The organism is Sagittula stellata E-37, from assembly GCF_039724765.1.
Classification (GTDB): domain Bacteria; phylum Pseudomonadota; class Alphaproteobacteria; order Rhodobacterales; family Rhodobacteraceae; genus Sagittula; species Sagittula stellata.
The window spans coordinates 273,021-297,122 of record NZ_CP155729.1; the positions used below are offsets into that span (position 1 = coordinate 273,021).

24 protein-coding genes are annotated in these 24,102 nt (G+C 64.4%); 8 read left to right on the top strand and 16 right to left on the bottom strand.

Annotated features, from left to right (window positions below; translation table 11 throughout):
* Positions 1-139: 139 nt before the first annotated feature.
* Positions 140-337, bottom strand: coding sequence for a hypothetical protein (locus ABFK29_RS01360; RefSeq protein ID WP_040604523.1), 198 nt, complete (start codon positions 335-337; stop codon positions 140-142).
* Positions 338-484: 147 nt separating this feature from the next.
* On the bottom strand, positions 485-1,081 hold the full coding sequence (locus ABFK29_RS01365; protein WP_040604475.1) for a L,D-transpeptidase: 597 nt from the start codon (positions 1,079-1,081) through the stop codon (positions 485-487).
* Between the two features lie 172 nt (positions 1,082-1,253).
* Here ABFK29_RS01365 and ABFK29_RS01370 point away from each other — a divergent pair, with 172 nt between their 5' ends.
* Positions 1,254-1,811, top strand: a complete 558-nt coding sequence (locus tag ABFK29_RS01370; protein ID WP_005858423.1) for a CAP domain-containing protein — start codon at positions 1,254-1,256, stop codon at positions 1,809-1,811.
* Between the two features lie 71 nt (positions 1,812-1,882).
* Here ABFK29_RS01370 and ABFK29_RS01375 read toward each other — a convergent pair whose 3' ends face one another.
* The 8 genes from ABFK29_RS01375 to ABFK29_RS01410 all read right to left on the bottom strand — a co-directional run bounded on the left by ABFK29_RS01375 (position 1,883) and on the right by ABFK29_RS01410 (position 12,205).
* On the bottom strand, positions 1,883-2,380 hold the full coding sequence (locus tag ABFK29_RS01375; RefSeq protein WP_005858425.1) for a L,D-transpeptidase family protein: 498 nt from the start codon (positions 2,378-2,380) through the stop codon (positions 1,883-1,885).
* 59 nt (positions 2,381-2,439) lie between these two features.
* On the bottom strand, positions 2,440-3,669 hold the full coding sequence (locus ABFK29_RS01380; RefSeq protein ID WP_005858427.1) for a class I SAM-dependent RNA methyltransferase: 1,230 nt from the start codon (positions 3,667-3,669) through the stop codon (positions 2,440-2,442).
* 86 nt (positions 3,670-3,755) lie between these two features.
* A complete protein-coding gene (locus ABFK29_RS01385; RefSeq protein WP_005858429.1) occupies positions 3,756-5,588 on the bottom strand; it encodes an ABC transporter ATP-binding protein in 1,833 nt (610 codons plus the stop codon).
* The gene (locus ABFK29_RS01390) at positions 5,585-7,447 is read right to left on the bottom strand and encodes an ABC transporter ATP-binding protein (RefSeq protein ID WP_005858431.1); all 1,863 of its coding nucleotides are present in this window, start codon (positions 7,445-7,447) and stop codon (positions 5,585-5,587) included. Before ABFK29_RS01390 ends, ABFK29_RS01385 begins: the two co-directional genes overlap by 4 nt.
* Positions 7,447-9,297, bottom strand: coding sequence for an ABC transporter ATP-binding protein (locus tag ABFK29_RS01395; protein WP_005858433.1), 1,851 nt, complete (start codon positions 9,295-9,297; stop codon positions 7,447-7,449). Before ABFK29_RS01395 ends, ABFK29_RS01390 begins: the two co-directional genes overlap by 1 nt.
* A 172-nt stretch (positions 9,298-9,469) precedes the next feature.
* A complete protein-coding gene (locus tag ABFK29_RS01400; RefSeq protein WP_005858435.1) occupies positions 9,470-10,633 on the bottom strand; it encodes a CCA tRNA nucleotidyltransferase in 1,164 nt (387 codons plus the stop codon).
* Positions 10,630-11,232, bottom strand: coding sequence for a CoA pyrophosphatase (locus ABFK29_RS01405; RefSeq protein ID WP_005858437.1), 603 nt, complete (start codon positions 11,230-11,232; stop codon positions 10,630-10,632). The genes ABFK29_RS01400 and ABFK29_RS01405 overlap by 4 nt, the downstream gene beginning before the upstream one ends.
* Entirely contained in the window at positions 11,219-12,205 is a 987-nt protein-coding gene (locus ABFK29_RS01410) for an Hsp33 family molecular chaperone HslO (protein ID WP_005858439.1), read from the bottom strand. The genes ABFK29_RS01405 and ABFK29_RS01410 overlap by 14 nt, the downstream gene beginning before the upstream one ends.
* A gap of 90 nt (positions 12,206-12,295) precedes the next feature.
* On the opposite strand from ABFK29_RS01410, the gene ABFK29_RS01415 reads away from it, so the two are divergent.
* A complete protein-coding gene (locus ABFK29_RS01415) occupies positions 12,296-12,733 on the top strand; it encodes an NUDIX domain-containing protein (protein ID WP_040604476.1) in 438 nt (145 codons plus the stop codon).
* A 9-nt stretch (positions 12,734-12,742) separates the two neighbouring features.
* Here the strand turns inward: ABFK29_RS01415 and ABFK29_RS01420 are convergent, their stop codons facing one another.
* Entirely contained in the window at positions 12,743-14,008 is a 1,266-nt protein-coding gene (locus ABFK29_RS01420; protein WP_005858443.1) for a PP2C family protein-serine/threonine phosphatase, read from the bottom strand.
* Positions 14,009-14,165: 157 nt separating this feature from the next.
* Here ABFK29_RS01420 and ABFK29_RS01425 point away from each other — a divergent pair, with 157 nt between their 5' ends.
* A complete protein-coding gene (locus ABFK29_RS01425; protein ID WP_005858445.1) occupies positions 14,166-14,501 on the top strand; it encodes an Hpt domain-containing protein in 336 nt (111 codons plus the stop codon).
* A 6-nt stretch (positions 14,502-14,507) separates the two neighbouring features.
* Here the strand turns inward: ABFK29_RS01425 and ilvA are convergent, their stop codons facing one another.
* Together ilvA and ABFK29_RS01435 are read right to left on the bottom strand one after the other, a co-directional pair.
* Complete coding sequence (gene ilvA / locus ABFK29_RS01430) at positions 14,508-15,734, bottom strand: threonine ammonia-lyase IlvA (protein ID WP_005858447.1); 1,227 nt, start codon at positions 15,732-15,734, stop codon at positions 14,508-14,510.
* A gap of 41 nt (positions 15,735-15,775) precedes the next feature.
* Entirely contained in the window at positions 15,776-16,495 is a 720-nt protein-coding gene (locus ABFK29_RS01435) for a hypothetical protein (protein WP_005858449.1), read from the bottom strand.
* A gap of 166 nt (positions 16,496-16,661) precedes the next feature.
* Here ABFK29_RS01435 and ABFK29_RS01440 point away from each other — a divergent pair, with 166 nt between their 5' ends.
* Together ABFK29_RS01440 and ABFK29_RS01445 are read left to right on the top strand one after the other, a co-directional pair.
* Positions 16,662-17,885, top strand: coding sequence for an argininosuccinate synthase (locus ABFK29_RS01440; protein ID WP_040604477.1), 1,224 nt, complete (start codon positions 16,662-16,664; stop codon positions 17,883-17,885).
* A gap of 65 nt (positions 17,886-17,950) precedes the next feature.
* On the top strand, positions 17,951-18,235 hold the full coding sequence (locus ABFK29_RS01445; RefSeq protein ID WP_005858454.1) for an SCP2 sterol-binding domain-containing protein: 285 nt from the start codon (positions 17,951-17,953) through the stop codon (positions 18,233-18,235).
* Between the two features lie 69 nt (positions 18,236-18,304).
* Here the strand turns inward: ABFK29_RS01445 and ABFK29_RS01450 are convergent, their stop codons facing one another.
* Positions 18,305-18,718 (bottom strand): DUF7282 domain-containing protein, encoded by a 414-nt coding sequence (locus tag ABFK29_RS01450; RefSeq protein WP_040604478.1) that lies wholly within the window; start codon positions 18,716-18,718, stop codon positions 18,305-18,307.
* Between the two features lie 197 nt (positions 18,719-18,915).
* Here ABFK29_RS01450 and msrA point away from each other — a divergent pair, with 197 nt between their 5' ends.
* The gene (msrA, locus tag ABFK29_RS01455) at positions 18,916-19,557 is read left to right on the top strand and encodes a peptide-methionine (S)-S-oxide reductase MsrA (RefSeq protein WP_005858458.1); all 642 of its coding nucleotides are present in this window, start codon (positions 18,916-18,918) and stop codon (positions 19,555-19,557) included.
* A gap of 6 nt (positions 19,558-19,563) precedes the next feature.
* On the opposite strand, the gene ABFK29_RS01460 is transcribed toward msrA, so the two are convergent.
* Entirely contained in the window at positions 19,564-20,436 is an 873-nt protein-coding gene (locus ABFK29_RS01460; protein ID WP_040604479.1) for a ribokinase, read from the bottom strand.
* A gap of 87 nt (positions 20,437-20,523) precedes the next feature.
* On the opposite strand from ABFK29_RS01460, the gene ABFK29_RS01465 reads away from it, so the two are divergent.
* Both ABFK29_RS01465 and ABFK29_RS01470 read left to right on the top strand, forming a co-directional pair.
* Complete coding sequence (locus ABFK29_RS01465; RefSeq protein ID WP_005858462.1) at positions 20,524-21,390, top strand: hypothetical protein; 867 nt, start codon at positions 20,524-20,526, stop codon at positions 21,388-21,390.
* A gap of 2 nt (positions 21,391-21,392) precedes the next feature.
* On the top strand, positions 21,393-21,695 hold the full coding sequence (locus ABFK29_RS01470; protein ID WP_005858464.1) for a hypothetical protein: 303 nt from the start codon (positions 21,393-21,395) through the stop codon (positions 21,693-21,695).
* A 70-nt stretch (positions 21,696-21,765) separates the two neighbouring features.
* On the opposite strand, the gene ABFK29_RS01475 is transcribed toward ABFK29_RS01470, so the two are convergent.
* The gene (locus tag ABFK29_RS01475) at positions 21,766-24,021 is read right to left on the bottom strand and encodes an NADP-dependent malic enzyme (RefSeq protein WP_005858466.1); all 2,256 of its coding nucleotides are present in this window, start codon (positions 24,019-24,021) and stop codon (positions 21,766-21,768) included.
* Positions 24,022-24,102: the final 81 nt, after the last annotated feature.

The following is a 24,102-nucleotide window of genomic DNA, read 5'->3' on the forward strand; positions in this document are numbered from 1 at the left end:
CGCCGATCAGGTCAAGGGGCAGGTCTTGGGGATACGCGCTCGGGACCTGCCAGACCTTGAGCGGAAAATGAAAAAGGCGGTGCCGTCGCACCGCCTTTTCTATTCTCAAGACCCGCACGGTTGCGGGTGCGACTGACGATTAGTCAGCAGCAGCAGCCGCAACGATTGCGATCAGCAGCAGCGGGATCAGCAGAGCTGCGGAAGAAGAAGACGCCTGGGTCTCTTCAACAACAACAACCGGCTCGACTTCCATGACCACGTCGTCCTTTGCGTAGGAACCGGCCATTGCGGAAGTTGCAGCAGCTGCAAATGCGGCGGCGAGTGCGAGTTTCTTCATGTTATCCTCCAGATATTCGCCTGCCGCGACCATAGCGGTCCATACGACAGGCACCCAAGACTTACCTCGTGACTCGTTCTAAGCAGCATTTCGAAGGCTTTGCAATTGCTTCTTAACGCGCGAAATTCGCCGCTCGCCCAAGTGTCGTCAAATTAGCAACACCTGAGTGCCCACAGACGCCATATCATACAGGGCTTCGATATGCTCGTTATAAAGGCCGATGCAGCCGTTCGAGGACCGGCGGCCGATCTTCCGCGTGTCGTGCGTCCCGTGGATGCGGTAATATTGCCAGCCCAGGTGCATCGCGCGGGTGCCAAGCGGGTTGTCCGGGCCGGGACCGACGTAGTCCGGCCACTCCGGGTTGCGGACCTTCATCGACGGGGTCGGACGCCAGTCCGGATTGGGATCTTTCAGCACGATGGAGGTGCGGCCGCGGCGTGTCAGGTCTTCGGTCAGCGGGACCGAGCAGGGGTACAGGTGATACTGCCCGTTTTCCTCCCAGTAGTGCAGCGCGCGCGATGAGATATCGACCAGAATCGCACCCTTGGTCAGGTTCGAGAAATAGGGCTGCCAGTTCAGTGTCCGGAAACTGGAGATGTTGCGGCGTACCGAGGAATTCAGCTCGCGCTCGATCTCGGTCGTGCCTGCTCCGTTCACCTGTGCCAGTGCCGGGGTCGCGAGGGTAGCGGCGGTCGCGGCAAGAAATGCACGGCGGCCAATGGTAAAGCGTGGCGTATCAGCCATGTTTCTAGCTCCTGATCAGGGGATGTCCTGCCTGACACGCATAATATGGCTTGAATGCCTCAGTCGCAATTCAAAGGCTTGTCATCACGCAGCTTCACGCCGATGTGCGTTTGATCCGCAACGCGCGGCGCGGTAAGGCAGTCGAAACGCCTTAAATGCGAGAGCAGTCCTTATGAACCGTCGCGCCTTCCTGACCCTGTCCAGCCTTGCAGCGCTTGCAGCCTGCACCACGTCGCCCGCTCCGAGCGGTGGCGGCGGGGTCGGACCGGACGGCAGACCGCTTCCGCGCGTCTACCGGATCGGCCCCGGACAGCGCGGCCAGATCGAATACCGGATGCTGGATGCGGTCAACTCGTTGCGTCAGGCGTCCGGGGCCCCGACCCTGACACTCGACAGCAAGCTGCAGGCCGCTGCCGCCACCCACGCCCGCGACATGTCGGTCCAGAATCGTCCGTGGCATTTCGGCTCCGACGGTTCGTCGCCGATCGACCGGGTGCAGCGCGTGGGCTACACCGGCCGCCTCGTGGGCGAGGCGATCTCCGAAACCTACGAGACCGAGTTGGAAACGCTGTCCGCCTGGATGGAAGAGACGCCGACCCGCAACGTCATCCTCGACTCCTCCGCGACCGAGATGGGCTTTGCCTGGCATCAGGAGAGCAACGGCAAGATCTGGTGGTGCCTCGTGACCGGCGCATCCGGCATGGGCGCGACCCCCGGTATGCAGACCTGAGGTTTCGCGGCGAAACCTCCAATCTTTACAAACAGTTAACGCCGGACCGCAATGGCCCGGCGTTTTTACGTTCAGGGATTGATCTGGATCGGTGTGCCGTCTTGCACCATGGCATAGATGTCGCGCATCTGCTTGTCGGTCACGGCGATGCACCCGGCGGTCCAGTCGCGCGGGCTGCCCTTGCGATAGTTCGGCCCCTGCCCGTGGATGAAGATGTCGCCCCCCGGACTTTTGCCAAGCTCCTGCGCGGTCATCCGGTCCACCGGATTCGGATAACTGATGCCGATGGACAGGTAGAATTTGCTGTTCGGATTGCGGCGGTCGATGAAGTAGTTGCCTTCCGGCGTCTTGCCGTCACCCTCGATGAATTTGTGCCCCTGAGGCGCAAATCCCAGCCCCACGTTGTAGGACTTCAGCACCTTGTCATGGTGCAACAGGTGAAGGCGACGCTCCCCCTTGTTCACCACGACCTGGGTCACTTCCGGACCACGGTACGTGTAGAACTTGCTGGAACACGCCGAGACGCCCAGAACGGCCAGCAACAGAAGGCCGAGTTTCAGAAATCGCATTGTTCACTGCCCCTGAACATTTTTTGCGACCATACACCAATTCGCCACGCCGGAACATCTCACGATTTCGCCAGCGTGACCTGCGAAACAAGCTCCACGTGAGTCGACCAGCGGAACTGGTCCACAACCTGCACCCAGTCGAGCGTGTAGCCCGCCGCGATCAGCCGGGCGGCGTCCCGGGCGTAGCTGACCGGGTTGCACGACACGTAGGCGATTCGCGGCACACGGGCGCTTGCCAGCTCTGCCACCTGCGCCTCTGCCCCGGCCCGGGGCGGGTCGATCACCACACCGTCGAATCGCGACAGCTCGTCCGGCAACAGCGGGTTGCGGAACAGGTCGCGGGTCTCGTGCGTGACGTGGCGCAGACCCTTGCCCTGCCGCCACCCCTTGTCGAGCGCACGCGCCATGGCGGCGTCACCCTCCGCCGCATGGACCTTCCCGCGAGAGGCCAAAGGCAGCGCAAATGTCCCGCAGCCCGCAAAGAGGTCGGCCATGTGGGAACAGCCCTCAAGCGCTTCCTGCACACCGGCCAGCAGCGCAGCCTCGCCCTCTGCCGTGGCCTGGAGGAAAGCCCCCGGCGGCGGCACGACCTCGGCATCGCCGAAGCGATGCGAGGGCGGACGCAGGGTCAGCACCTCGTCGTCCCAAGCCAGCCGCGCCACGTCATGCTTTTGCGCAAGCCCGGCCAGCGTCACCCGGAAGGCATCGTCCACCGGCTTGCCGCCGGTCACAACCACGTCCAGCCCGCCCAGCGTTTCCGTCACCTGCACCGACAGCTCGCTCTTGCGGGAGGTGCCGGCTACCGCCAGTTCCTCGACCATCGGCAGGGCCGCCGCCAGCGCCGGGCGGACAAGCTGGCAGTCCGGGACGGCGATCACCACATCCGACCCCTTGGCATGGAACCCGGCCAATGCGCCCTTCTTCGTCCGCCGGGCCGAAAACCCCGCGCGCCGCCGCGACCGAGGCGGGGACGTCACGATGGGTCGCATCTCCGTCTCGATCCCCTGCGCGGCCAAGGCGCGTGCCACCACGTCGACCTTCCAGCCTTCGACAAAGGGATCGGCGGCATGCTGCAACTGGCAGCCGCCGCAGGCCTTCGCGTGGCGGCAGGGCGGCGAGACGCGCTCCGGCACGGGAGTCACGATCCGGGGGGACAGCATGACACCGCTGGTCACCGCGCCCTCGACCACCTCGCCGGGCAGCGCGCCGCGCACGTAGACCGGACCGGCTGCGATCCCGTCGCCGTGGTGCCCGAGGCGCTCCACCGTCACACGCATGTCTTCGGTCATGGCGAACCACCCCCTGCTTCTGTCTTGCACGATTGTTACGAAACGGCGTCTTCCTTACGCCACGGTCGCTGGCGGGGTAAAGGGCCCTACTCTGCCGCCTCGGCCCCGATGAATCCGCCGGACTGCCGCGCCCAGTAGCGCGCGTAAAGACCGTCCTGCGCCAGCAGCTGATCGTGGGTGCCCTGCTCGACGATGCGGCCCTGATCCATGACCACGATCCGGTCCATCTGGGCGATGGTCGACAGGCGGTGCGCGATGGCCAGCACGGTCTTGCCGCGCATGACCTCGTCCAGCGCCTGCTGGATCTCGGCCTCGACCTCGGAATCGAGGGCGGAGGTCGCCTCGTCCAGAACCAGCACCGGTGCGTCTTTCAGGATGGCACGGGCCAGAGCGATGCGCTGACGCTGGCCGCCGGACAGTTTCACGCCCCGCTCGCCCAGCCGGGCCTCGTAGCCGGACCGACCTTTCAAGTCCGTCAGCCCGAGGATGAACTCATGCGCGGAGGCGCGGCGGGCGGCTTCGAAGACCTCCTCGTCCGTGGCGTCGGGGCGGCCGTAACGGATGTTCTCCATGGCGGAGCGGTTAAACATCGAGGTGTCCTGACGGACCACGGCAATGGCGTTGCGCAGGGCGATCTGGGTCAGGTCGCGAATGTCGGTGCCGCCCAGAAGGATTCGACCCTGTTCCACGTCATGAAGCCGCAGAAGCAACGAGACGGCGGTGGATTTTCCGGCCCCGGAGGCACCGACCAGCGCGATCTTTTCGCCCTCGGCAATGGTCAGGTCGAAGCTGTCGAGCGCGGCGCTTTCACCGCCGTAGGCAAAACCCACGCGGTCGAAGTGCAGCGGCCCGCGCGGCGCGACGGTCCCGGCGCCCGGGCGGTCGGTGATCCCATGTGCCGGCGTCAGCGTGCCGATGCCGTCCTCGATCTCTCCGACCTGGGTGAAGATGGTGATCGCCACGCGGCCCAGCCGGTTGGTCAGCATCGAAAGACGCGTGGTGATAAGCGCCGTCATGGCGATGTCGCCTGTCGTGGCCGTGCCAACGCTGTAGAGGTAGAGCGCGCCGAGGATGGATGCGACGGGCAGGATGCCGCCCAGCGTCATCAGAACCATGCGGAAGACGGCGGACAGTTCGCCGAACTCCAGCGACCGCTGCCGCAGGGTTTCGAGCGCGTCCTGCGTGGCACGGTCCTCGTCCCGGTCGCGGGCGAACAGCTTGACGGTCGAGATGTTGGACAGCGTGTCGACGATCTGCCCGGTGACCTGCGTGCGGGCGCCGGCCCGGCTGGCGGACCGGCGCTGCACCCGGGGGATGAAGTACCGAAGCGTCGCGGCATAAAGCACGGCCCAGACCGCGAAGACGGTCAGCAGCCGCCAGTCGACCGATCCCAGAAGGATGAAGGAACCGAGGAACATGGCGAGGGAGAAGACGATGACGTCCGAGACCTCGATCACGAGGTCGGTCAGCGCGCGGGCGACCTGCAGCGCCTTCTGACTGATGCGCCCAGCAAAGTCGTTCTCGAAGAAGGCCATGGAGTGGCCCAATGTGTAACGATTCAACCTGAACAGCACGAGCGGGAAGAGGTTCGGACCAAGCAGCACGCCCGACACGGCGGCGTCGAAGACAAACAGGATGGGACGCAGGATCATGAAGAACGCGATCCCGAAAAGAATGAGCGGCCAGTAGGTGTCCCAGAAGGCGCCCGCGCCCGCCGATCCGGCGCTGTCGATCACCCAGCCGGTGAAGCGCGCGGCCACCAGTTCGGAGGCCCCGGCAAGAAAGGTGACGAAGAAGGTCACGCCGATGGCGCGCTCGGTGCCGCGCAGGGCCCATCGCGCAAAGGCCCACATCCCGCGCGGCGGGGGGCCGTCCGCCGCCGCGAAGGTGTCTATGTCTGGCAGCAGGCGCCGCATCATTCGGCGGCCTCCTGCGAGCCGCTCCCGATGAACCCGCCGGACTGGCGTTCCCAGAACCGCGCGTATAGGCCGTTCTGGGCAAGCAGGTCGTCATGGCTGCCCTGTTCGGCGATTCGACCCTGATCCAGCACAATGATGCGGTCCATGCTGCTGATCGTGGACAGCCGGTGGGCGATGGCCATGACGGTCTTGCCCTCCATCACGCGGTCGAGTGCCTCCTGAATGGAGGCCTCGACCTCGGAGTCGAGGGCAGAGGTCGCCTCGTCCAGGATCAGGATCGGCGCGTCCTTCAGGATGGCCCGGGCGAGCGCGATGCGCTGGCGCTGACCGCCGGAGAGCTTCACACCGCGTTCGCCCAAGAAGGCGCCGTAGCCCTGTCGTCCCATGTGGTCGCGCAGCTCAAGGATGAACTCGTGCGCCTCGGCCTTCTCGGCGGCGGCGATGACCTCGGCCTCCGTCGCGTCGGGGCGCCCGTAGCGAATGTTGTCCAGCGCGGTGCGGTTGAACATGGCGGTTTCCTGCGTGACCATGCCGATCTGGCGACGCAGGCTTTGCTGTGTGACCGTCGCCACGTTCTGGCCGTCGATCAGGACGGCGCCGCCCTCGGTGTCGTACAGGCGCAGGATCAGCGACATCAGGGTCGATTTCCCCGCGCCCGAAGCGCCGACGATGCCGACCTTCTCGCCCGGGGCGATGGTGATGTCGACGTCCTGCACGCCGCCCTCGCGACGCCCGTAGGCAAAGCTGACGTGGTCGAAGTGGATCTCGCCCTGCGAGACGTGCAGCGGCACGGCAGCGGGCGCGTCTTCGATCCGCTGGGCGGGGGCGAGGGTGCGCATGCCGTCCTCGACCTCGCCGATATGGGAGGAGATCACCATGAGCGTGTAGCTGATCCAGCCGGTCATCTGGCTGAGACGGATCGACAGCGCGCCGACGGCGGCCACGTCGCCCGGGGTCACGCCGTTGCCCATCAACGCAACCGACAGGCCGACCAGCAGCACCGGCAGGAAACCGGCGATGAAGATCAGCCCGAGGCGGAAGAAGGTCTGTGCCTCGCCGAAGCGCAGCCAGGTCTGACGCAGCGATTCCATCGAATGCAGCGCCTTGCCGTCCTCGTGGCTGTCCCCGGCGAACAGCTTCACCGTCTTGATGTTGGTGATCGAGTCGACCACCTGCCCGGTGACCATCGAACGCGCCTCGGCCCGCGCCGCGGCGCGTCCGCGCACGACCGGCAGCATAAGCTTCAGGAACAGCGCGTAAGCCACGAACCAGCCCGCCAGCGCGGCCACCATCCACAGGCTGATGCCGCCGACGAGGAAGCCGGTGGAGATCACGGTCGACAGCCCGAAGGTCACCGCGTTCACCGTTTCCACCACGATTTCCGTCATGGAATTGGCGACCTGGTTCTTCTTCTGCGCCAGCCGCCCGGCAAAGTCGTTGTCGAAATAGGTGACGGACTGGCCCAGCGTCCAGCGGAAGGTCCGCGCCATGACCTGCACGAAGATGTTCGGGCCGATCATCACCGATTGGGTCAGGGCAAGGCCGCCGAACAGCAGCGGCCGCGCCACGAGGAAGACCGCGACACAGGCAATCGCCAGCCCGAGGTGCAGCGACAGGAATCGGTCGGGCGGCGTGGTCGACACGGCGTCGACCACGGACCCGAGAAGTTTCATCGACACGACCTCGATGATGCCGGCAAGGACAGAAACCATCACGCCCAGCCAGATCACCCGCCAGCCGCCCGTCAGCGTCCAGCCCATGAAGGCGCGCAGCGTCGTCGGCGGCGCGTCCCCGACCGGGGCGTCGGGGGTGATCTGGTTGCCAGCGCGGTGGATGAAGTTGGTGAACGCGCGTTGCATCACTCTGCTGCCTCTTCTTCGGTATCGAGATCGAGGAACCCGCCGCTTTGGCGAGCCCAGAAGGAGGCATATAGACCGCCCCCCGCCAAAAGCGCGTCATGGGTGCCGTCCTCGACGATGTGGCCGTCTTCGATCACGAGGATCCGGTCCATGCGCGCGATGGTGGACAGGCGGTGCGCGATGGCGATCACCGTCTTGCCCTCCATCATGCCGTAAAGCGTGTCCTGAATGGCCGCCTCGACCTCGGAATCGAGGGCGGAGGTCGCTTCGTCCAGGATCAGGATCGGCGCGTCCTTCAGGATCACCCGGGCCAGTGTTACACGCTGGCGCTGCCCACCGGACAGTTTCACGCCACGCTCGCCCACATGGGCGTCATAGCCGGTCAGGCCGGACGGATCCTGCAGATCGAGGATGAAATCGTGTGCCTGCGCCTGTTTCGCGGCGGCGATCATCTGTTCTTCGGTCGCATCGGGGCGGCCATAGAGGATGTTGTCGCGGACAGAGCGGTGCAACAGGCTCGAATCCTGCTGAACCATGCCGATGTTGAGCCGCAAACTGTCCTGCGTGACGTGCGAGATATCCTGCCCGTCGATGCGGATCGTGCCGCCTTCGGCGTCGTAGAACCGCAGGAGCAGTTTCACCAGCGTCGACTTGCCAGCACCGGAACGGCCGACGAGGCCGACCTTTTCCCCCGGACGGATCGTCAGGGAAATCCGGTCGAGCCCCCCTGCCCCGCGCCCGTAATGGTGCGAGAGGTCCTGCACCTCGATCTTGCCCTCGGTCAGCTGCAGTGGCTTGGCACCCGGCGCGTCGGTCAGGGCGATGGGCTGGGCGATGGTCTCCATCCCTTCCGCGACGACGCCAAGCTGGCGGAACAGCGTGGTCAGCGCCCACATGATCCAGCCGGTCATGGAGTTCAGCCGCAGGGTCAGCGCAGTTGCCGCAGCCACCGCACCCGCAGTCGCCGAACCCTGCATCCAGAGCGCCACGGCCCAGCCGACGACCCCCACGATCAGCAGGCCGTTCAGCACCACCAGAGACACATCCATGATGGTATAGAGCCGCATTTCACGCTGGAACGTTTCGCGCGTGGTCTCGATCGCTTCCTTGGCGTAGGCCAGTTCGCGGTCGTGATGGGCGAACATCTTGACGGAGTGAATGTTGGTGTAGGCGTCCACCACGCGCCCGGTGACAAGGCTGCGGGCGTCGGAGGCGTCCTTGGACGCGGGCCCGACCCGGTGGATCGTCCAGCGCATCAGCAGCGCATATAGCCCCAGCCACAGCGCCAGGGGCACCATCAGGCGCGGATCGCTGTCGCCCAGCAGGACCAGCGCCCCGATGACGTAGGCCATGGAGAAGGACACCGCATCGAAGACCTGGAAGACGACCTCACCCGCGGCGGGCGGGGTCTGCATGATGCGGTTGGAGATGCGACCGGCAAAGTCGTTCTCGAACCAACCGACGGACTGGCGCAGGACATGCGCATGCGACCGCCAGCGGATCAGTGTCCCGAAGTTGGGCATGATACCGTTGTTCAGCACCAGCACGTCGAGCATCTGCAGCGCGGGCCGGATGAAGAGGATGAACAGCGCCAGCAGGATCAGCGTGGTGCCATGGTCGGCCCAGACCTGCGCGGGATCGCCAGAGAGCACATCGACCACCCAGCCCATGACCCAGATCAGACCGATCTCCACGAAAGCGGTCAGGCACGACAGCAGCGTCGCCCAGACGAAGATGCGCTTGAACGGCTGGGCGTAGTCCCAGAGGAACGGCCAGAGGCGGGTCGGCGGACGGTCGGTTTGCGGATAGTCGCAGTAGGGATCGACAAGGTTTTCAAAGAAACGGAACATTCGGAGGCGCCTTTGTTCGTGGCGTTAAACGGGCATGATGAAACAGCGTGGGGCCAGAGGCGAACCCACGCGCGCAGGGTCACTCAGGCAAAGCTGGGTAGGGACCGTGCAATTCTCATCAAGCAGCCTCCGATAGGGTTCGAAGATCTCTTAGCCCAGATGAATGCTGTTGTCACGCATTTCCGGCACGGGAAAGCAGGGTCGCCTTGTCGAGCGCGAAATCCGACGCAATCCACTCCGCTTCGAGCCGCCGGAGCGCCTCTCCAAGGGCGGGCCCCTGGAAGCGGTCCTTGAGGTCAGATGCTGCGACCGGGAACCGCGCTTTGGCAGCGCGCTTGATGCGGGGCAGGGCAGAGGTATCGAGCGGCGCACCAAAGGTCGCGGCACGCAGGACAAGCACGTCACGCGCCATGTCGGCAGTGAAGCGATATGCGACTTCGGGCAGGGGGATCGGATCGGATATCAGGCCCTGATATTGCTCAAGACGCTTCTTTTGGACCTTTGAAAAGCGCAGCGCCTCACCGTCGAAGGCACCGATGGCCGCCAGCCGGCGCAGCGGATCGGGCGGCAGGTCGAGCGTTGTCTCATGCTCCAGCAGAGGGCCGAGCGGTGTTTCGCTGGCACCGGGAAGGACGGCCTGGAGGACACCCGCGCGGGCCATGACAGCGGTCGCGGCAAGGGGATCGGGCGCGGCGAAAAGCTTCAGCAACTCCTGCCCGACCCGTTCGCGCGACAGCGTTTCCAGACCGTCCAGATTGGCGGCGATTGCGGCGAGCGCATCGGCATCCACGCCGGCCTGCGGGTCTCCGTACCAGGCATAGAAACGAAAGAACCGGAGGATGCGCAGGTAATCCTCGCGAATCCGCCGGTCGGCATCCTCGATGAAACGCAATCGCCGGGCCATCAAGTCGGGCAGGCCGCCCAGCGGATCGGTGATCTCGCCATGACGGTCGACGTACAGGGCGTTCATGGTGAAGTCGCGGCGCACGGCGTCCTCGGCCACGTCATCGGCGAAGCGGACGACGGCACGGCGGCCGTCCGTTTCGATATCGGCGCGAAAGGTGGTGACTTCGTATCCGGTGCCGTTAGCAACAATCGTCACGGTGCCGTGGTCGATGCCCGTGGGAACGGCCCGGAGGCCCGCCGCCCTCGCCAGTTCGATCACCCGTTCGGGGCGCGCATCGGTAGAGACGTCGACGTCCGCGACCGGTTCACCCAGAAGCGCGTTGCGAACGCAGCCCCCGACGGCATAGGCGCGATGGCCCCCGGCTTCCAGCATCGTCAGCACGGCTTGCGCGCCCGGCGCGGTCAGCCAGTCGCCGGTGACACGGGTCACGCCTGCACCCGCTCCGCCAGCCCGCGCAGCATTCGCGCTGTGGCGCCCCAGATGTAATAGGGACCGTAAGGTGCGGTGTAATAGAGACGCCTTTGGCCCCTCCAGCGCCGCCACTGGACGCTGAAACGGGCCGGGTCGGTGATGTGATCGAAGGGGACGTAGAACGCCTCTTCGACCTCGCCCGGTTCGGGCACCAGTGTGAACGGCGCACGGATCAGGGCCACCACCGGCGTCACGAGGAAGCTGGTCACGGTCTCATGCGCGGGCAAGGTGCCCAGCACGTCGACGTTGCTCGGATCGAGCCCGACCTCTTCATGTGCTTCCCGAAGAGCGGCGGCGACCTCATCCTTGTCGCCGGGATCGACCTTGCCGCCAGGAAAGGCGATCTGGCCGGGGTGATGTTTCAACCGGCTGGAGCGTTTGGTCAGCAGGAGTTGCAGGCCCTGGGGCGTGTCCTGAAAAGCCGCCAGAACGCCCGCGGGACGCAATTTGCGCCCGGCGGGCAACTCGACCTCGGGATTGAGGTCGAAATCCGACGACTGCCCGGCCGGGGCGCCCAGCGCCCGGCGCAGGGCATCGGCCTGGTCACGCGTCGTCATCCGCCTCGAACCCCACCGTCTTCGGGTCGAGCTCGTAATGCGCCCCGCAGAACTGGCAGTCGGCGGTCACGAGACCATCGTCCGTGGTCATCCGCGAGATGTCCTTCGCGGAGTAGATCGACAGCGACTGGCGCACACGATCTTCCGAGCAGGTGCAGCCGAACCGCACCGGCTGGCTTTCGTAGACGCGCGGCTGCTCTTCGTGGAACAGGCGCACCAAGAGGTCGGTCGGCGGTACGGAGGGGCCGATGAGCTCGAATTCCTCAAGCGTCTGGAGGTGGGCGTTGACCCGGTTCCAGTTCTCCTTCTCGTCACCCGACACGAGGTCGTCGGCCTGCAACAGTCCCTCTTCGCCGGTCCCGCCCTCTTTCGCCGCGAAGGGCGAGGCCTTGGGCATGTGTTGCAGCATCATGCCGCCGGCCCGCCAGTGTTCTTCCTGCCCCGGCTCCTTCGAGCGGCCGAAGGTCAGCGCGAAGGTGGTCGGCAATTGTTCCGACTGTGCGAAGTAGGCGGCGGCGCAATCCGACAGGCTGCTTCCCGCGACCGGAGTGATGCCCTGGTAGGGCTGCATTCCTTCGCCCTGGTCGATCAGGATCGCGAAGTAGCCGGCGCCAAGCTGCTGGAACGGCGCCGCATCCGTGATGCGATCCCGGTCGAAGCTGGCATAGGCCCGGATGCGCGCCGGCTGACCCTCCTTGTCGGGGCCGTAGTAATCCGTTGCGATCATCCGCACCGGGCCATTGGTCTGAACCTGGAGCGACAGCTTCCAGCGCAGCTTGATCGTCTGGCCGATCAGCGCGGTCAGCAGCGCCATCTCGGCCACCAGTGCCTCGACCGGGGCGGGATAGTCGTGCTGCTTCAGCACGCCCGACAGAACGCCGTCGAGGCGCGCCACGCGACCGCGCATATCGCTGCGATCAAGCTGAAAAGGAAGGACGGTATCGTCCCAGGCGATCTTGTCACCGAAGCTCATGAATAGGTCCTTGGGGGTTTTCCTGGCTGCCTGTGGCTGGCAATAGGCGGTCATATAGGGGCTTCATGTCCGGAACGCAAAGGGGCAGGGATCATGCGCAGATACGGGGACAGTCCGAAGGCCGGGCAAAACTACACCTTCCGCCCCGGCGTCTACGTCATCCTGCCACGCGCGGGGAAGCTGCTTCTGACCCATCAGTCGACCCCCTATCCGGAGTTTCAACTGCCCGGCGGCGGCGTCGATCCGGGGGAACATCCGCTGACCGCGCTGCATCGCGAGGTCATGGAGGAGACGGGCTGGCGGATCGCGGATGCCCGTCGGCTGGGCGCGTTCCGGCGCTTCACCTGGATGCCGGAGTACGAGATCTGGGCCGAGAAGCTGTGTGTCATCTACACCGCGCGACCGGTCTATGCGCTGGGCGATCCGACCGAACCGGGCCATACCGCGCACTGGGTGCCTGCCACCGTGGCCGCGCAAGAGCTGGGCAATCCCGGTGAGCGGGACCTTGTGACGCGCCACATCCTCTGAGGTCAGGGGTTAGAGAACGTCGAACTCCAGCAGCGCGGCAGAGACATCGTCGCCCAGCTTTTCCGAATTCTCCATCTCGCTGGTGAGGCGCCAGAACATGTCCTCCATCAGGTCGGGGCCGGAGCCGGTGGCCGCGCTTTCCCTGAACAGCCGCGCCAGCCCGTCCTCGCCCAGCATGGTTCCGTCCTTCATGACCGCCTCGGTGAAGCCGTCGGAGTAGAGCAAGAGCATGTCGCCGCTGGCCATCCGGAACTCGTGCTGTTCGTAGCTGACTTCCTCGACAAGGCCTATGGGCAGGCCGCCGTCGCCGATCCATTCGATCCGTCCGTCTGCGCGCAGGAGAAGCGCGGGGGAATGGCCCGCCTGCACCAGCCGCATGTTTCCGCTGTGCAGATCGGCGGCGACATAGGCAAGCGTCAGGTATTCCTCCACCCCCGGGTCCGCGGCGAGGCGCTGGTTCAGGAGGCGCGCGGTTTCCGCCGGTTCACGCATGGCAAACCGGTTGCCGGGCATGGTCTGCAGGGCAAGGTTCTGTTCGGGGAAGGTACTGGAGAGATAGCCGGCCACACGCGCTGTCACCATCGCCGAGGTGATCCCGTGGCCGGACACGTCGATGCTGTAGAGGCCAAGCCGGTCGCCGCCGTGACGGAACATGCCCACGAGGTCGCCGCCGACATGGCCGCAGGGATGCAAAAGCAGGCTGACGCGAGAGCTGGCAATCTCCGCGACCCTTTCCGGAACCAGGGACTGCTGGATCGTGCGTGCCTGTCTGAGATCGTTGTCGATCGCCTTGTGGATCTCGCGCAGTTCCTCAAGCGCGACCGAGAGGTGCCGGTTCTTAACCGACAGTTCCCGCTGCATGGCCAACAGGCGTTCGCCAGCGTTGATTCGCGCCCTCAGTTCGTGGTTGTTGACCGGCTTCGTCAAGAAGTCGTCGGCCCCGGCGTCGAGCCCCTGTGCCACATCCCCCTTCTCGCTTTTCGAAGTCAGAAGGATGAAATAGCCGTATTTCTCCCTGTCGAGGGCACGGAACCTGCGGCACAGTTCCAGTCCGTCCATGCCGGGCATCATCCAGTCGGAGAGCACGAGGTCGGGCGGCGTTTCGGCACAGATGCGCAGCGCTTCGGGACCGGAGGTGGCAGTCAACACCTCGAACCCCCACCGCGCGAGGACAAGGCCGACGATCTTCAACTGAAGCTGACTGTCGTCGACGACAAGAACGCGCCGGATCGAGCCCGTGAGAACGGGTGACTTGATGAACTCTTCGGCGTGCAAGGCACTTCCTTCAGCTACGTTCCATCCCCCGTCGATCCTGCTAGCGGTATTTTCTTAACGGTCCATCAAACATAGAATTTGCGCCAACTCCCGCCGCCGCTAAAGCTTGTGTTCACGGTTTCGACCTATCCCGGACTGGCAGAACGGGAGGTGAAGCATGATCGACTGGATGCGCGTGAACGAACTCGTCGACGAAATCGGAGCCGAGGACTTCGACGAAGTGGTGGAACTGTTCCTGATGGAAGTGGACCATGCCATCGGCCTGCTGGAGGAAGGCGCCAGCAATCCGGTGGTGGTCGAGGAACAGCTTCATTTCCTGAAGGGCGCGGCGCTGAACCTCGGGTTCGAGACGATGGCCCAGCTTTGCAACAAGGGAGAGAAGGCCGCCGCAGCCAGACGTCCGGACGTGGTTTCCGCCGAAGAGGTCCGACAGATCTATGCCAGCTCCCGTGCGCAATTCGAACGCGAACTGCCGAAGCGGCTGGCGGCCTGACGCGGTTCAGATCAGGAACTGCGACAGGATCTCGTCATCGGTGATGTCCTTGTAATTGAAGCCATTCGCATCGAGCTGGCCGAACAAGCGGTCGAAGCTTTCAGGCGCGTTCGTTTCGATCCCGATCAGCACGGAGCCGAAGTTGCGGGCGGATTTCTTGAGGTACTCGAAACGCGCGATGTCATCTTCGGGACCCAGCATGTTCAGGAAATCCTTCAGTGCGCCGGGGCGCTGCGGCAGGCGCAGGATGAAGTATTTCTTGATGCCAGAGTAGCGTTGGGCGCGTTCCTTCACCTCGGGCAGGCGTTCGAAGTCGAAGTTGCCGCCGGAGGTGACGCAGACCACAGTCCGCCCGCTGATCCCCTGCCCAAGGTCCTTCAGCGCATCGACAGACAAAGCGCCCGCGGGTTCGAGGACGATCCCCTCCACGTTCAGCATTTCCAGCATCGTGGTGCACAGCCGATCTTCGGCGATGGTCAGGGAATTGGCGAGCCCCACGCCCTTCAGTCGCGCAAAGCTGCGTTCGCCGATCTTGGCCACGGCGGCGCCGTCGGCAAAGGTATCGACGGTCGGCAACACAACCGGACGGCCCGCCTGCAAAGCCGCGCGCAGACAGGCACCGCCGGAAGGCTCCACGAAGGTATACTGCGTGTCGGTTCCGAAATAGGACAGGATGCCCGCCGCCAGACCGCCGCCGCCCACCGGAATCACCATGTGATCGGGCGCGCGGCCAAGCTGGACCTCGATCTCGGCCGCGACGGAGGCCTGCCCCTCGATCACATCGTCGTCGTCGAAGGGCGACAGGAAGTGCCCGCCGGTGTCGCGGCAAAAGGCCTGCGCGGCGTGCAGGCAATCGTCGAAGTAGTCGCCGATCAGCCGGATCTCGACCTGAGCACCACCGAACATGCGGGTTTTCTGGATCTTCTGCTGCGGTGTCGTCACCGGCATGAAGATCACGCCACGCACCCCGAAATGACGGCACATGTAGGCGACACCCTGCGCGTGGTTCCCGGCAGAGGCGGCCACGTAAAGCTCTACCTCCGGACGCTTGCGCATGGCGTTCAGCGCGCCGCGCAGCTTGTAGGAGCGCACTGGCGAAAGATCCTCGCGCTTCAACAGCACTTCTGCGCCGAAGCGCTCCGACAGGTGATCGTTGCGCAAGAGCGGCGTCGCGGGGAAGACCTCGCGCATGGCCGTCTCGGCGGCGCGGGCAATATCCTGGAACTCGGTCATGGCTCCGTGCTGGCACCGGCGGCGCCGCTTGGCAAGTGGGATCAGCGCCGCAGCACCCCGGCGTGGAAGATCGCAGTGACCGCGGTGGTGTGGATCAGCACCTGTACCCAAAAGGTCACCAGCACGAACACCGCGTCGAGCGCGCTGGCCGCGGCACCCTCGACCGGGATCATGAGCTGGATGCCGATGGTCAGCACAAAGAGTGTCACGGCCAGACCGAACAGCGGCACGGTCTGCCTCCGGGTTGCCGCCCAGGCCTCGTGCAGGCGCATCACGCGGTCGACGGCGATTCCGGGCAAGACCGGGCTGAGCCGCAGGAACACCCAGAAGACCGTGAACCAAACGATGTTGATCAGGAGCGCATGCACAAGCGGCCCGGGGTGCAGCAGCATGTCGAGGAAGATCAGGATCAGCACACCGGCGAACAACAGGCCAAAGATCAGACGGAACAGCCGCCAGCCGTAGCGTGTGAAGACGTCGATGGGGCGGTCGGTGGCCAGCGGATGCTGCGGCTCTGCCAGCAGCAGGTAGCGGTGCCAGCGAACGGCAAACCAGGCGACACAGAGACTGAAGACGAACAGCATGCCCCCCGCTGCGGCAATCGACAGGAACAGGCTGTCCCCCATGCCCTGCGCGTAGGCGAGGTAGTTGTACCAGACCACCAGCCCTGCCACGACCGGGACAACCGACAGGCGCAGACCCTGGAAGATGTGCCTGTTGATGAGGTGAACAGTCAGGACGATGAGCGAGAAGAGAGGCAAGGGCGTGAAGTTCCGGAATGGGACGGATGGTGCAGAAGGAAGGCGCAGGGGGCACGGGTGTCAAGACCCGTGCCCCCTCAGGCCACGGCCCCGGCCCGCGTTCACCTTGCCCATGCGTTAAAAACCCGTTACGCACCGCGCCAAATCTGCGATGAGGATCCTCCACATGAACGCGCCCAAAAAAGTCGTGCTGGCCTATTCCGGCGGCCTCGACACTTCCATCATCCTGAAATGGCTGCAGACGGAATACGGCTGCGAGGTGGTGACCTTTACCGCCGATCTCGGCCAGGGAGAGGAGCTGGAACCGGCGCGCAAGAAGGCGGAGCTGCTGGGGATCAAGCCCGAGAACATCTACATCGAAGACGTCCGCGAGGAATTCGTGCGCGATTTCGTCTTCCCGATGTTCCGTGCCAACGCCGTGTACGAGGGTCTGTACCTGTTGGGCACGTCCATCGCCCGTCCGCTGATTTCCAAGCGGCTGGTGGAGATCGCCGAGGAAACCGGCGCCGATGCCATCGCCCACGGCGCCACCGGAAAGGGCAACGACCAGGTGCGGTTCGAACTCTCTGCCGCCGCGCTGAACCCCGACATCAAGTGCATCGCGCCCTGGCGGGAATGGAACCTGAACTCGCGCACCTCGCTTCTGACCTTTGCCGAGGAAAACCAGATCCCGATCGCCAAGGACAAGCGGGGCGAGGCGCCGTTCAGCGTGGACGCGAACCTGCTGCACACCTCGTCCGAGGGCAAGGTGCTGGAGGATCCCGCCGAGAACGCCCCGGATTACGTCTATCAGCGCACGGTGAACCCGGAGGACGCGCCCGACACGCCCGAGGTCATCGAGATCACTTTCGAAAAGGGCGACGCGGTCGCGATCAACGGCGAGGCGATGAGCCCGGCAACGATCCTGACGCAGCTCAACGAATATGGCCGCAAGCACGGCGTGGGTCGCCTCGACTTTGTCGAGAACCGTTTCGTCGGCATGAAGTCCCGCGGCATTTACGAGACGCCCGGCGGCACGATCCTTCTGGAAGCGCACCGCGGGATCGAGCAGATCACGCTCGACAGCGGCGCGGGCCACCTGAAGGACAGCCTTATGCCGCGCTACGCGGAGCTGATCTACAACGGGTTCTGGTTCTCGCCCGAGCGCGAGATGCTGCAGGCCGCCATCGACAAGTCGCAGGAACTGGTGTCCGGCACCGTTCGGCTGAAGCTCTACAAGGGTTCGGTCCGCACCGTCGGTCGCTGGTCGGACGCGTCGCTTTATTCCGAAGCGCATGTGACGTTCGAGGACGACGCCGGCGCCTACGACCAGAAGGACGCCGCGGGCTTCATACAGCTCAACGCGCTGCGTCTGCGTCTGCTGGCCGCGCGGAAGCGTCGCCTGGGCTGATCCGCAACGTCACTCTTGCGCAGACCTCGTGCCCGGGCACAGTCGCCGGGCACGAGGGAGACAGCATGAGCCTGACAGACATTCGCGACACGATGCAGCGGGGGCTGGACAAGCGCCCGCTGGACGAGGTGATAAAGTTCGACTGTGGTCAGGACGGGTCGATCACGCTTCAGGACGGGCAAGCGGTGCTGGAAGACCGGCCCGCGCAGTGCACGATCCACATGACGGCGGACAACCTGAGAAAGCTGATCCAGGGCAGGATGAACCCGATGACCGGCTTCGCCATGGGCAAGATCCGCGTGTCCGGCGATATGGCGCTGGCGTTGAAGCTTGGCCAGCTTCTGGGCTGAAACAGAGACTTTTCCTGTAGGAAACGACCCCGGCGAAACTGTTCGCCGGGGTCTTTTGTCGTAGGGCAATTATTGCGCAGTGATGGTCGTCATCACGAGGTTGCCGTCCGGCTTGATCGGGCCGTCCTCGGTGGCGCCAAGCGTGTACTCGAAGACACCGGTGCTCATGCCACCGTCTTCGGAGTGCACCATCAGCATCAGCATGTCACCGGAGGCGACTTCTTCCTGAAGGATCGCGGCGACGTCCATGTTCTCGCCCATGCGGAGCGGCGCGTAGCCGACGACCGGGCCCGGCTTCATTTCGGCGTCGGTGCGGTGCACGACCATCCAGCCGTTGGCCGGTGCGACGACCTTGGTCGCAGAGACGACACCGTTGGAGACGTCCTGGTCCGCCGCTTCGACCATCGGCGCCATCGAGTGGCTCGCTGCGAAAGCGGTCGTTGCGGTGACGGCAAGTGCTGCGGCAAGTGCTTGAATTTTCATTACTTAATCTCCCGATCATTTGGATTTGGCGGGCCTGGTCCCGCGTTGAACATCAGCAGTCACGTTGCAACCTGCGAAGGAGTTTCGAACTTTCGGGAAAATCGTTCACAACGGGCTCACCATGCGGTGAACGGACCTCGCGGCAGTTGCCAGACCGGGGAGGGCGCGCGCAGGGTAGGGCCAGAAGGAGACCCGACATGAATACGATCAGGATATTGACGACAGTCGCCGCGCTGATCGCGGGGCTAGCGGTGCAGGGGCAGCGCGCAGAAGCGGCGGAATTGTTTGTCGCGGGCGGCTGCTTCTGGTGTGTGGAGGCGGATTTCGAGAAGGTCAGGGGCGTCGACGAGGTGGTGTCCGGCTACACCGGCGGTTCGACGAAGAACCCGACCTACAAACAGGTTTCGCGCGGGGGCACCGGACATTACGAGGCGGTGCGCATCAACTATGATGAAGGCGAGGTGACGGCCCGCCAGCTCTACGATCTGTTCTTCCGCTCAGTCGATCCGACCGACGCCGGTGGCCAGTTCTGCGATCGTGGCGAAAGCTACCGGACCGCGATATTCGTCACTAATGCCGCCCAGAAGCAGGCAGCCGAGGCTGCGAAGGCCGAGGCCGAAAAGGCGCTTGGCAAGAAGATCGTCACACCGATCTTGAGCGCGGGACCGTTCTACAAGGCGGAGGACTACCATCAGAACTACTACAAGGGCGACAGCCGGACGTTGACGCGCTTCGGTCCGATCAAGCAGAAGGACGCCTACAAGCGGTATCGAGACGCCTGCGGCCGCGATCAGCGCGTCAAGCAGCTTTGGGGAGACGCCGCGCCCTTTGTGAACTGACGAAGGTCAGGAAAACGCCTCCTGGACCTCTTTCAGGTCCGGGATCACGTCGGCGGTGCCGTAGCGCGTAACCATCAGAGCCCCGGCCTTCTGTGCCAGCCCGATCGCCTGCTCCATCGGCATGCCCCGGTCGAGACCGGCCAGCAGATAGCCCGTGAAGGTGTCGCCTGCACCCGTCGTGTCGACCGGCGTGACCTTTGGCGCGGACAGGTCACGGACCGAACCGGCGTCGGTGTTGTGCCAGCGGCATCCGTCGCCCCCCAGCGTGATGACGACATCGCGGACCGGCAGGCTCTCTGCAGCACGGCCCGTGGCCTGTTCCAGCTGCTGCGCCTCTACCGCGTTCAGGATCAGAACGTCCAGCAGCGGCAGAACCGCCAGAGTCGCCTCGGCCGAGAAGGGGGCGGCGGCGTAGGCCACCTTCATCCCGAGGCGGGAGGCCTGTTCGGCGGCTTGCCGTTGGGCATTCGTCTCGTTCTGGAAGAGGAAGATGTCGTTCGAGGTCGCGCTGCCCATCGCCTCGGCAATATGTGTCTCTGACAAGGCATGATTCGCACCGGGGAAAATGACGATGCTGTTTTCGCCCTCGGCATCCAGCAGGACGATGGCATGGCCGGTGGGTTCTTCGACCTCGCGCAACTGGCGGGTGTCGACGCCATATTCGGTCAGCCGTTCGACCGCCCACGCCCCATCTGCACCGACGGCCCCGATGTGCAGGCAATGTGCGCCCGCGCGGGCCGCGGCGACGGACATGTTCGCGCCCTTGCCGCCCAGACCGCGGGTGAAACCGGCGGCGGCCAGAGTCTCTCCGGCGGCGGGAAGGTGGGGAAGGCGATAGAAGAGGTCCGCATTCACGGACCCGAGATTAAAGATCGTCATTTGCCCATCTGAAAAAATTATGTCCTTGGCGATGATCCGATGCCCTGCGATCCTGCGGACGGAAGACATTTTTGATCGGATGCCATTATGATTATCAAAATGCAGCGCTTTGACGCTGAATTCAACACGAAGCCATGTGACCATCGAAACAACGCAGAGCTCACCCTGACGCTCAGGCTGGGCTTCAAGCAGATCAACCCGTCAGGTGGTGCGGCCAACGGCACGTATCACGATTACGGCGACGCGACAGAGCCTACGCGCAACATCGTCAAGTGGACCGACCCGTCCTGGTCGCAGTGGAAACGCACGTTCGAGCGCGAGGTGGAGCGTTTCTGGTCCAAGAAGTTCTGGCTGATCAATACTGGCGGGTTCTTTGCCTTCGAGGACAAGGGAAAGGTCTGGTATCCGAACGTCTATTGCCGGTTCAACCTGAAGTGCAGCGACTCGACCGGTGGCGGCACCAACCACCACGAGATCGAGGTCGTGCGGCTGGATCCGAACGAGAACTGGTTCGGGTCCCACTCCACCCTATATGACAGCAACGATATCAAGTCGGTGCAAAAGGGCACGGACAGCAACAACAAGCCGGTGATGCAACGCGCCCATGTGCACGAAGTCGGACACCTGATGGGTCTTGGCCATGTCGCCGAAGGCACCGCCGCGTGCCCGGCCAACGGCAATACCAATGCACAGGCCTGTTACGGCACGACGGACCATGACATGAATTCGGTCATGGGGTCGGGCATGAAGCTGCGGACCGAACACGCGAAGCCATGGCAGGATGCCATGGTCAACGTCGCGGTTAAACACCGGACCGACAAGGTAGCGGCACAATGGGAGAAGCTGAAAGTCGGCTTCATCGCCATGGGCGCCCAGTGGCCGGCGAAGATGAAACGACACTATCCGCGGACCAAGGAAGAACTGGCGGCGGGTGCCCTGATCACGAGGCGATAGAGATGAAACCGATCCGTCTTTTCCTGAGCGCCGTGGCCGTCGCCGCGTTCACCACTCCAGCCCTTTCTGAACAGGATACCACCTGCATGTCACCTCTTGCCCATTCGATCTGCGCCTACGAGGCCATTCTCGCCCATCTCACCGATACCTACAAACGCACCGGCGGTGGCGGGATCGGCGGCATTCGTCAGATCAGCACCGACGTCTACGAAGTGAAGATCCTGCACGAGGGCGGCCCGAACGTCATGACCGTCGCCGTCACCCACGCGGAGGACGGCACCGTCACCCGCGTGACCGAGGAATAGGGACCGGCGGCGCGGGACTGTCCCGCGCCAACCGCTTGGCCCCAGTGGCCAACGCATGGTCAACCTGTGGTCAGCCGACCTTGCAGGCCGCAAGCACGGCCATGTTCAGAATGTCATTCGCGGTGGACGCCGACGAACAGATCTGGATCGAGTGATCGACGCCTGCAAGGATCGGACCGATGATCGTCGCGCCCGCCAGTTCCTGCATCAGCTTGGTCGAGATGGACGCCGAGTGCCGCGCCGGAACGACGAGGATGTTCGCCGGTCCGGTCAGACGCTGGAACGGGTAGGACTCTTGGGCCTTCGGGTTCAGCGCCACGTCGACCGTCATCTCACCCTCGTATTCGAAGGACACGCCACGCTGGTCGAGAACCTGCGGCGCGAGGTGCATCTTCTCGGCCCGTTCCGACACCGGGTATCCGAAGGTCGAAAAGCTGACGAAGGCGACACGCGGTTCAAGACCCAGGTGGCGCGCCACGTCGGCGGCACGCTCGGCGATGGTGGCGAGATCCTCTTCGTTCGGCCATTCGTGCACCAGCGTGTCGGAGATCATCACGATCCGCCCCTTGTGCAGGATCGCGGTGACTCCGGCGGCGCCGTGCTTGGCGTCGGCGTCGATGACGTGGTTGATCAGCTGGAGCACGTGGGCCGACTTGCGTGTCGCGCCCGTGACCAGCCCGTCGCCGTGACCATGGGCCAGCATCAGCGCACCAAAGACGTGGCGGTCGCGCGCGGCAAGCCGGTGAACGTCCTGACGGTCCATGCCCCGGCGCTGCAGGCGCTCGTAAAGGAAATCCTTGTAGGTTTGGAGATGGCGGCTGTTGGCGGCGTTCACCACTTCGAGTTCCCGCACCGCGTCAGCAAGGCCCGCTTCTTCCAGCTTCTGTTTCACGTCCGCCTCTCGGCCCACGACCAGCGCCTTGCCGAAGCCATTGCGCTGGTACAGCACCGCGGCACGCAACACGCGGGGATCGTCGCCCTCGGCAAAGATCATGCGGGCCTGCGCCGCACGCGCCCGGTTGTTGATCGACCGCAGGATCGGTGTGGTCGGGTCCATCCGTGCCTTCAGCCGTTCCGTATAGGCGCCCATGTCGACGATCGGGCGACGGGCTGCACCGGTGTCCATGCCCGCGCGCGCCACGGCGGGCGGAATGCGATGAATCAGGCGCGGGTCGAAGGGCGTCGGGATGATGTAGTCACGCCCGAAGGAAAGCGTCTTGCCATAGGCGAGGCCTACCTCGTCCGGCACATCCTCACGCGCGAGGGCGGCAAGCGCTTCGGCACAGGCGATCTTCATCTCGTCATTGATCGCGCGGGCGTGGATGTCCAGCGCCCCGCGGAAGAGGTAGGGGAAACCCAGGACGTTGTTCACCTGGTTGGGATAGTCCGAACGGCCGGTGGCCACGATGGCGTCGGCACGGACCTCGTGGGCCTCCTCCGGCGTGATTTCCGGATCGGGGTTCGCCATGGCGAAGATCACCGGGTCGTCGGCCATGTCCATGACCATCTGCTGCGTGACGGCACCTTTGGCAGACACGCCGAGGAAGACGTCGGCCCCCTTCATCGCGTCTTCGAGCGTGCGCAGTTCGGTCTTGACCGCGTGGGCCGATTTCCACTGGTTCATGCCCTCGGTGCGGCCCTGGTAGATCACGCCCTTCGTGTCACACATGATGCAGTTTTCGTGCTTGGCCCCCATGGACTTGAGCAGTTCGAGGCAGGCGATCCCCGCCGCACCCGCACCGTTCAGGACAATACGCACGTCCTCGATCTTCTTTCCGGACAGGTGCAGGGCGTTGATGAGGCCCGCAGCACAGATCACGGCAGTGCCGTGCTGATCGTCGTGGAAGACGGGGATGTCCATCTGCTCCTTGAGCGTCTGCTCGATGATGAAACACTCCGGCGCCTTGATGTCTTCCAGGTTGATGCCCCCGAAGGTCGGTCCCATCAGACGCACGGCCTTGATGATTTCTTCAGGGTCCTCGGTGTCCAGCTCGATATCGATGGAGTTCACGTCGGCGAACCGCTTGAAGAGAACCGACTTGCCCTCCATCACCGGTTTAGAGCCGAGCGCGCCGAGATTTCCGAGACCCAGCACAGCCGTCCCGTTCGAGATCACCGCGACGAGGTTGCCCTTGTTGGTGTAGTCGTAGGCCAGTTCCGGGTTCTCGGCGATGTCTTCGCAGGGGATCGCCACGCCGGGTGAGTAAGCAAGCGACAGATCGCGCTGCGTGGTCATCGGAACCGTGGCCTGCACCTCCCACTTGCCGGGCGTGGGTTCCAGATGGAAGGCAAGCGCCTCTTCGCGGGTGAACTTCACTTTTGCCATGGACCGGCCTCCCCGTTTTGGTGTCCGGATTCATTACCCTTGGATTGATCAGGCAACAATGGGTCAAGGGCGCTGCTAGCG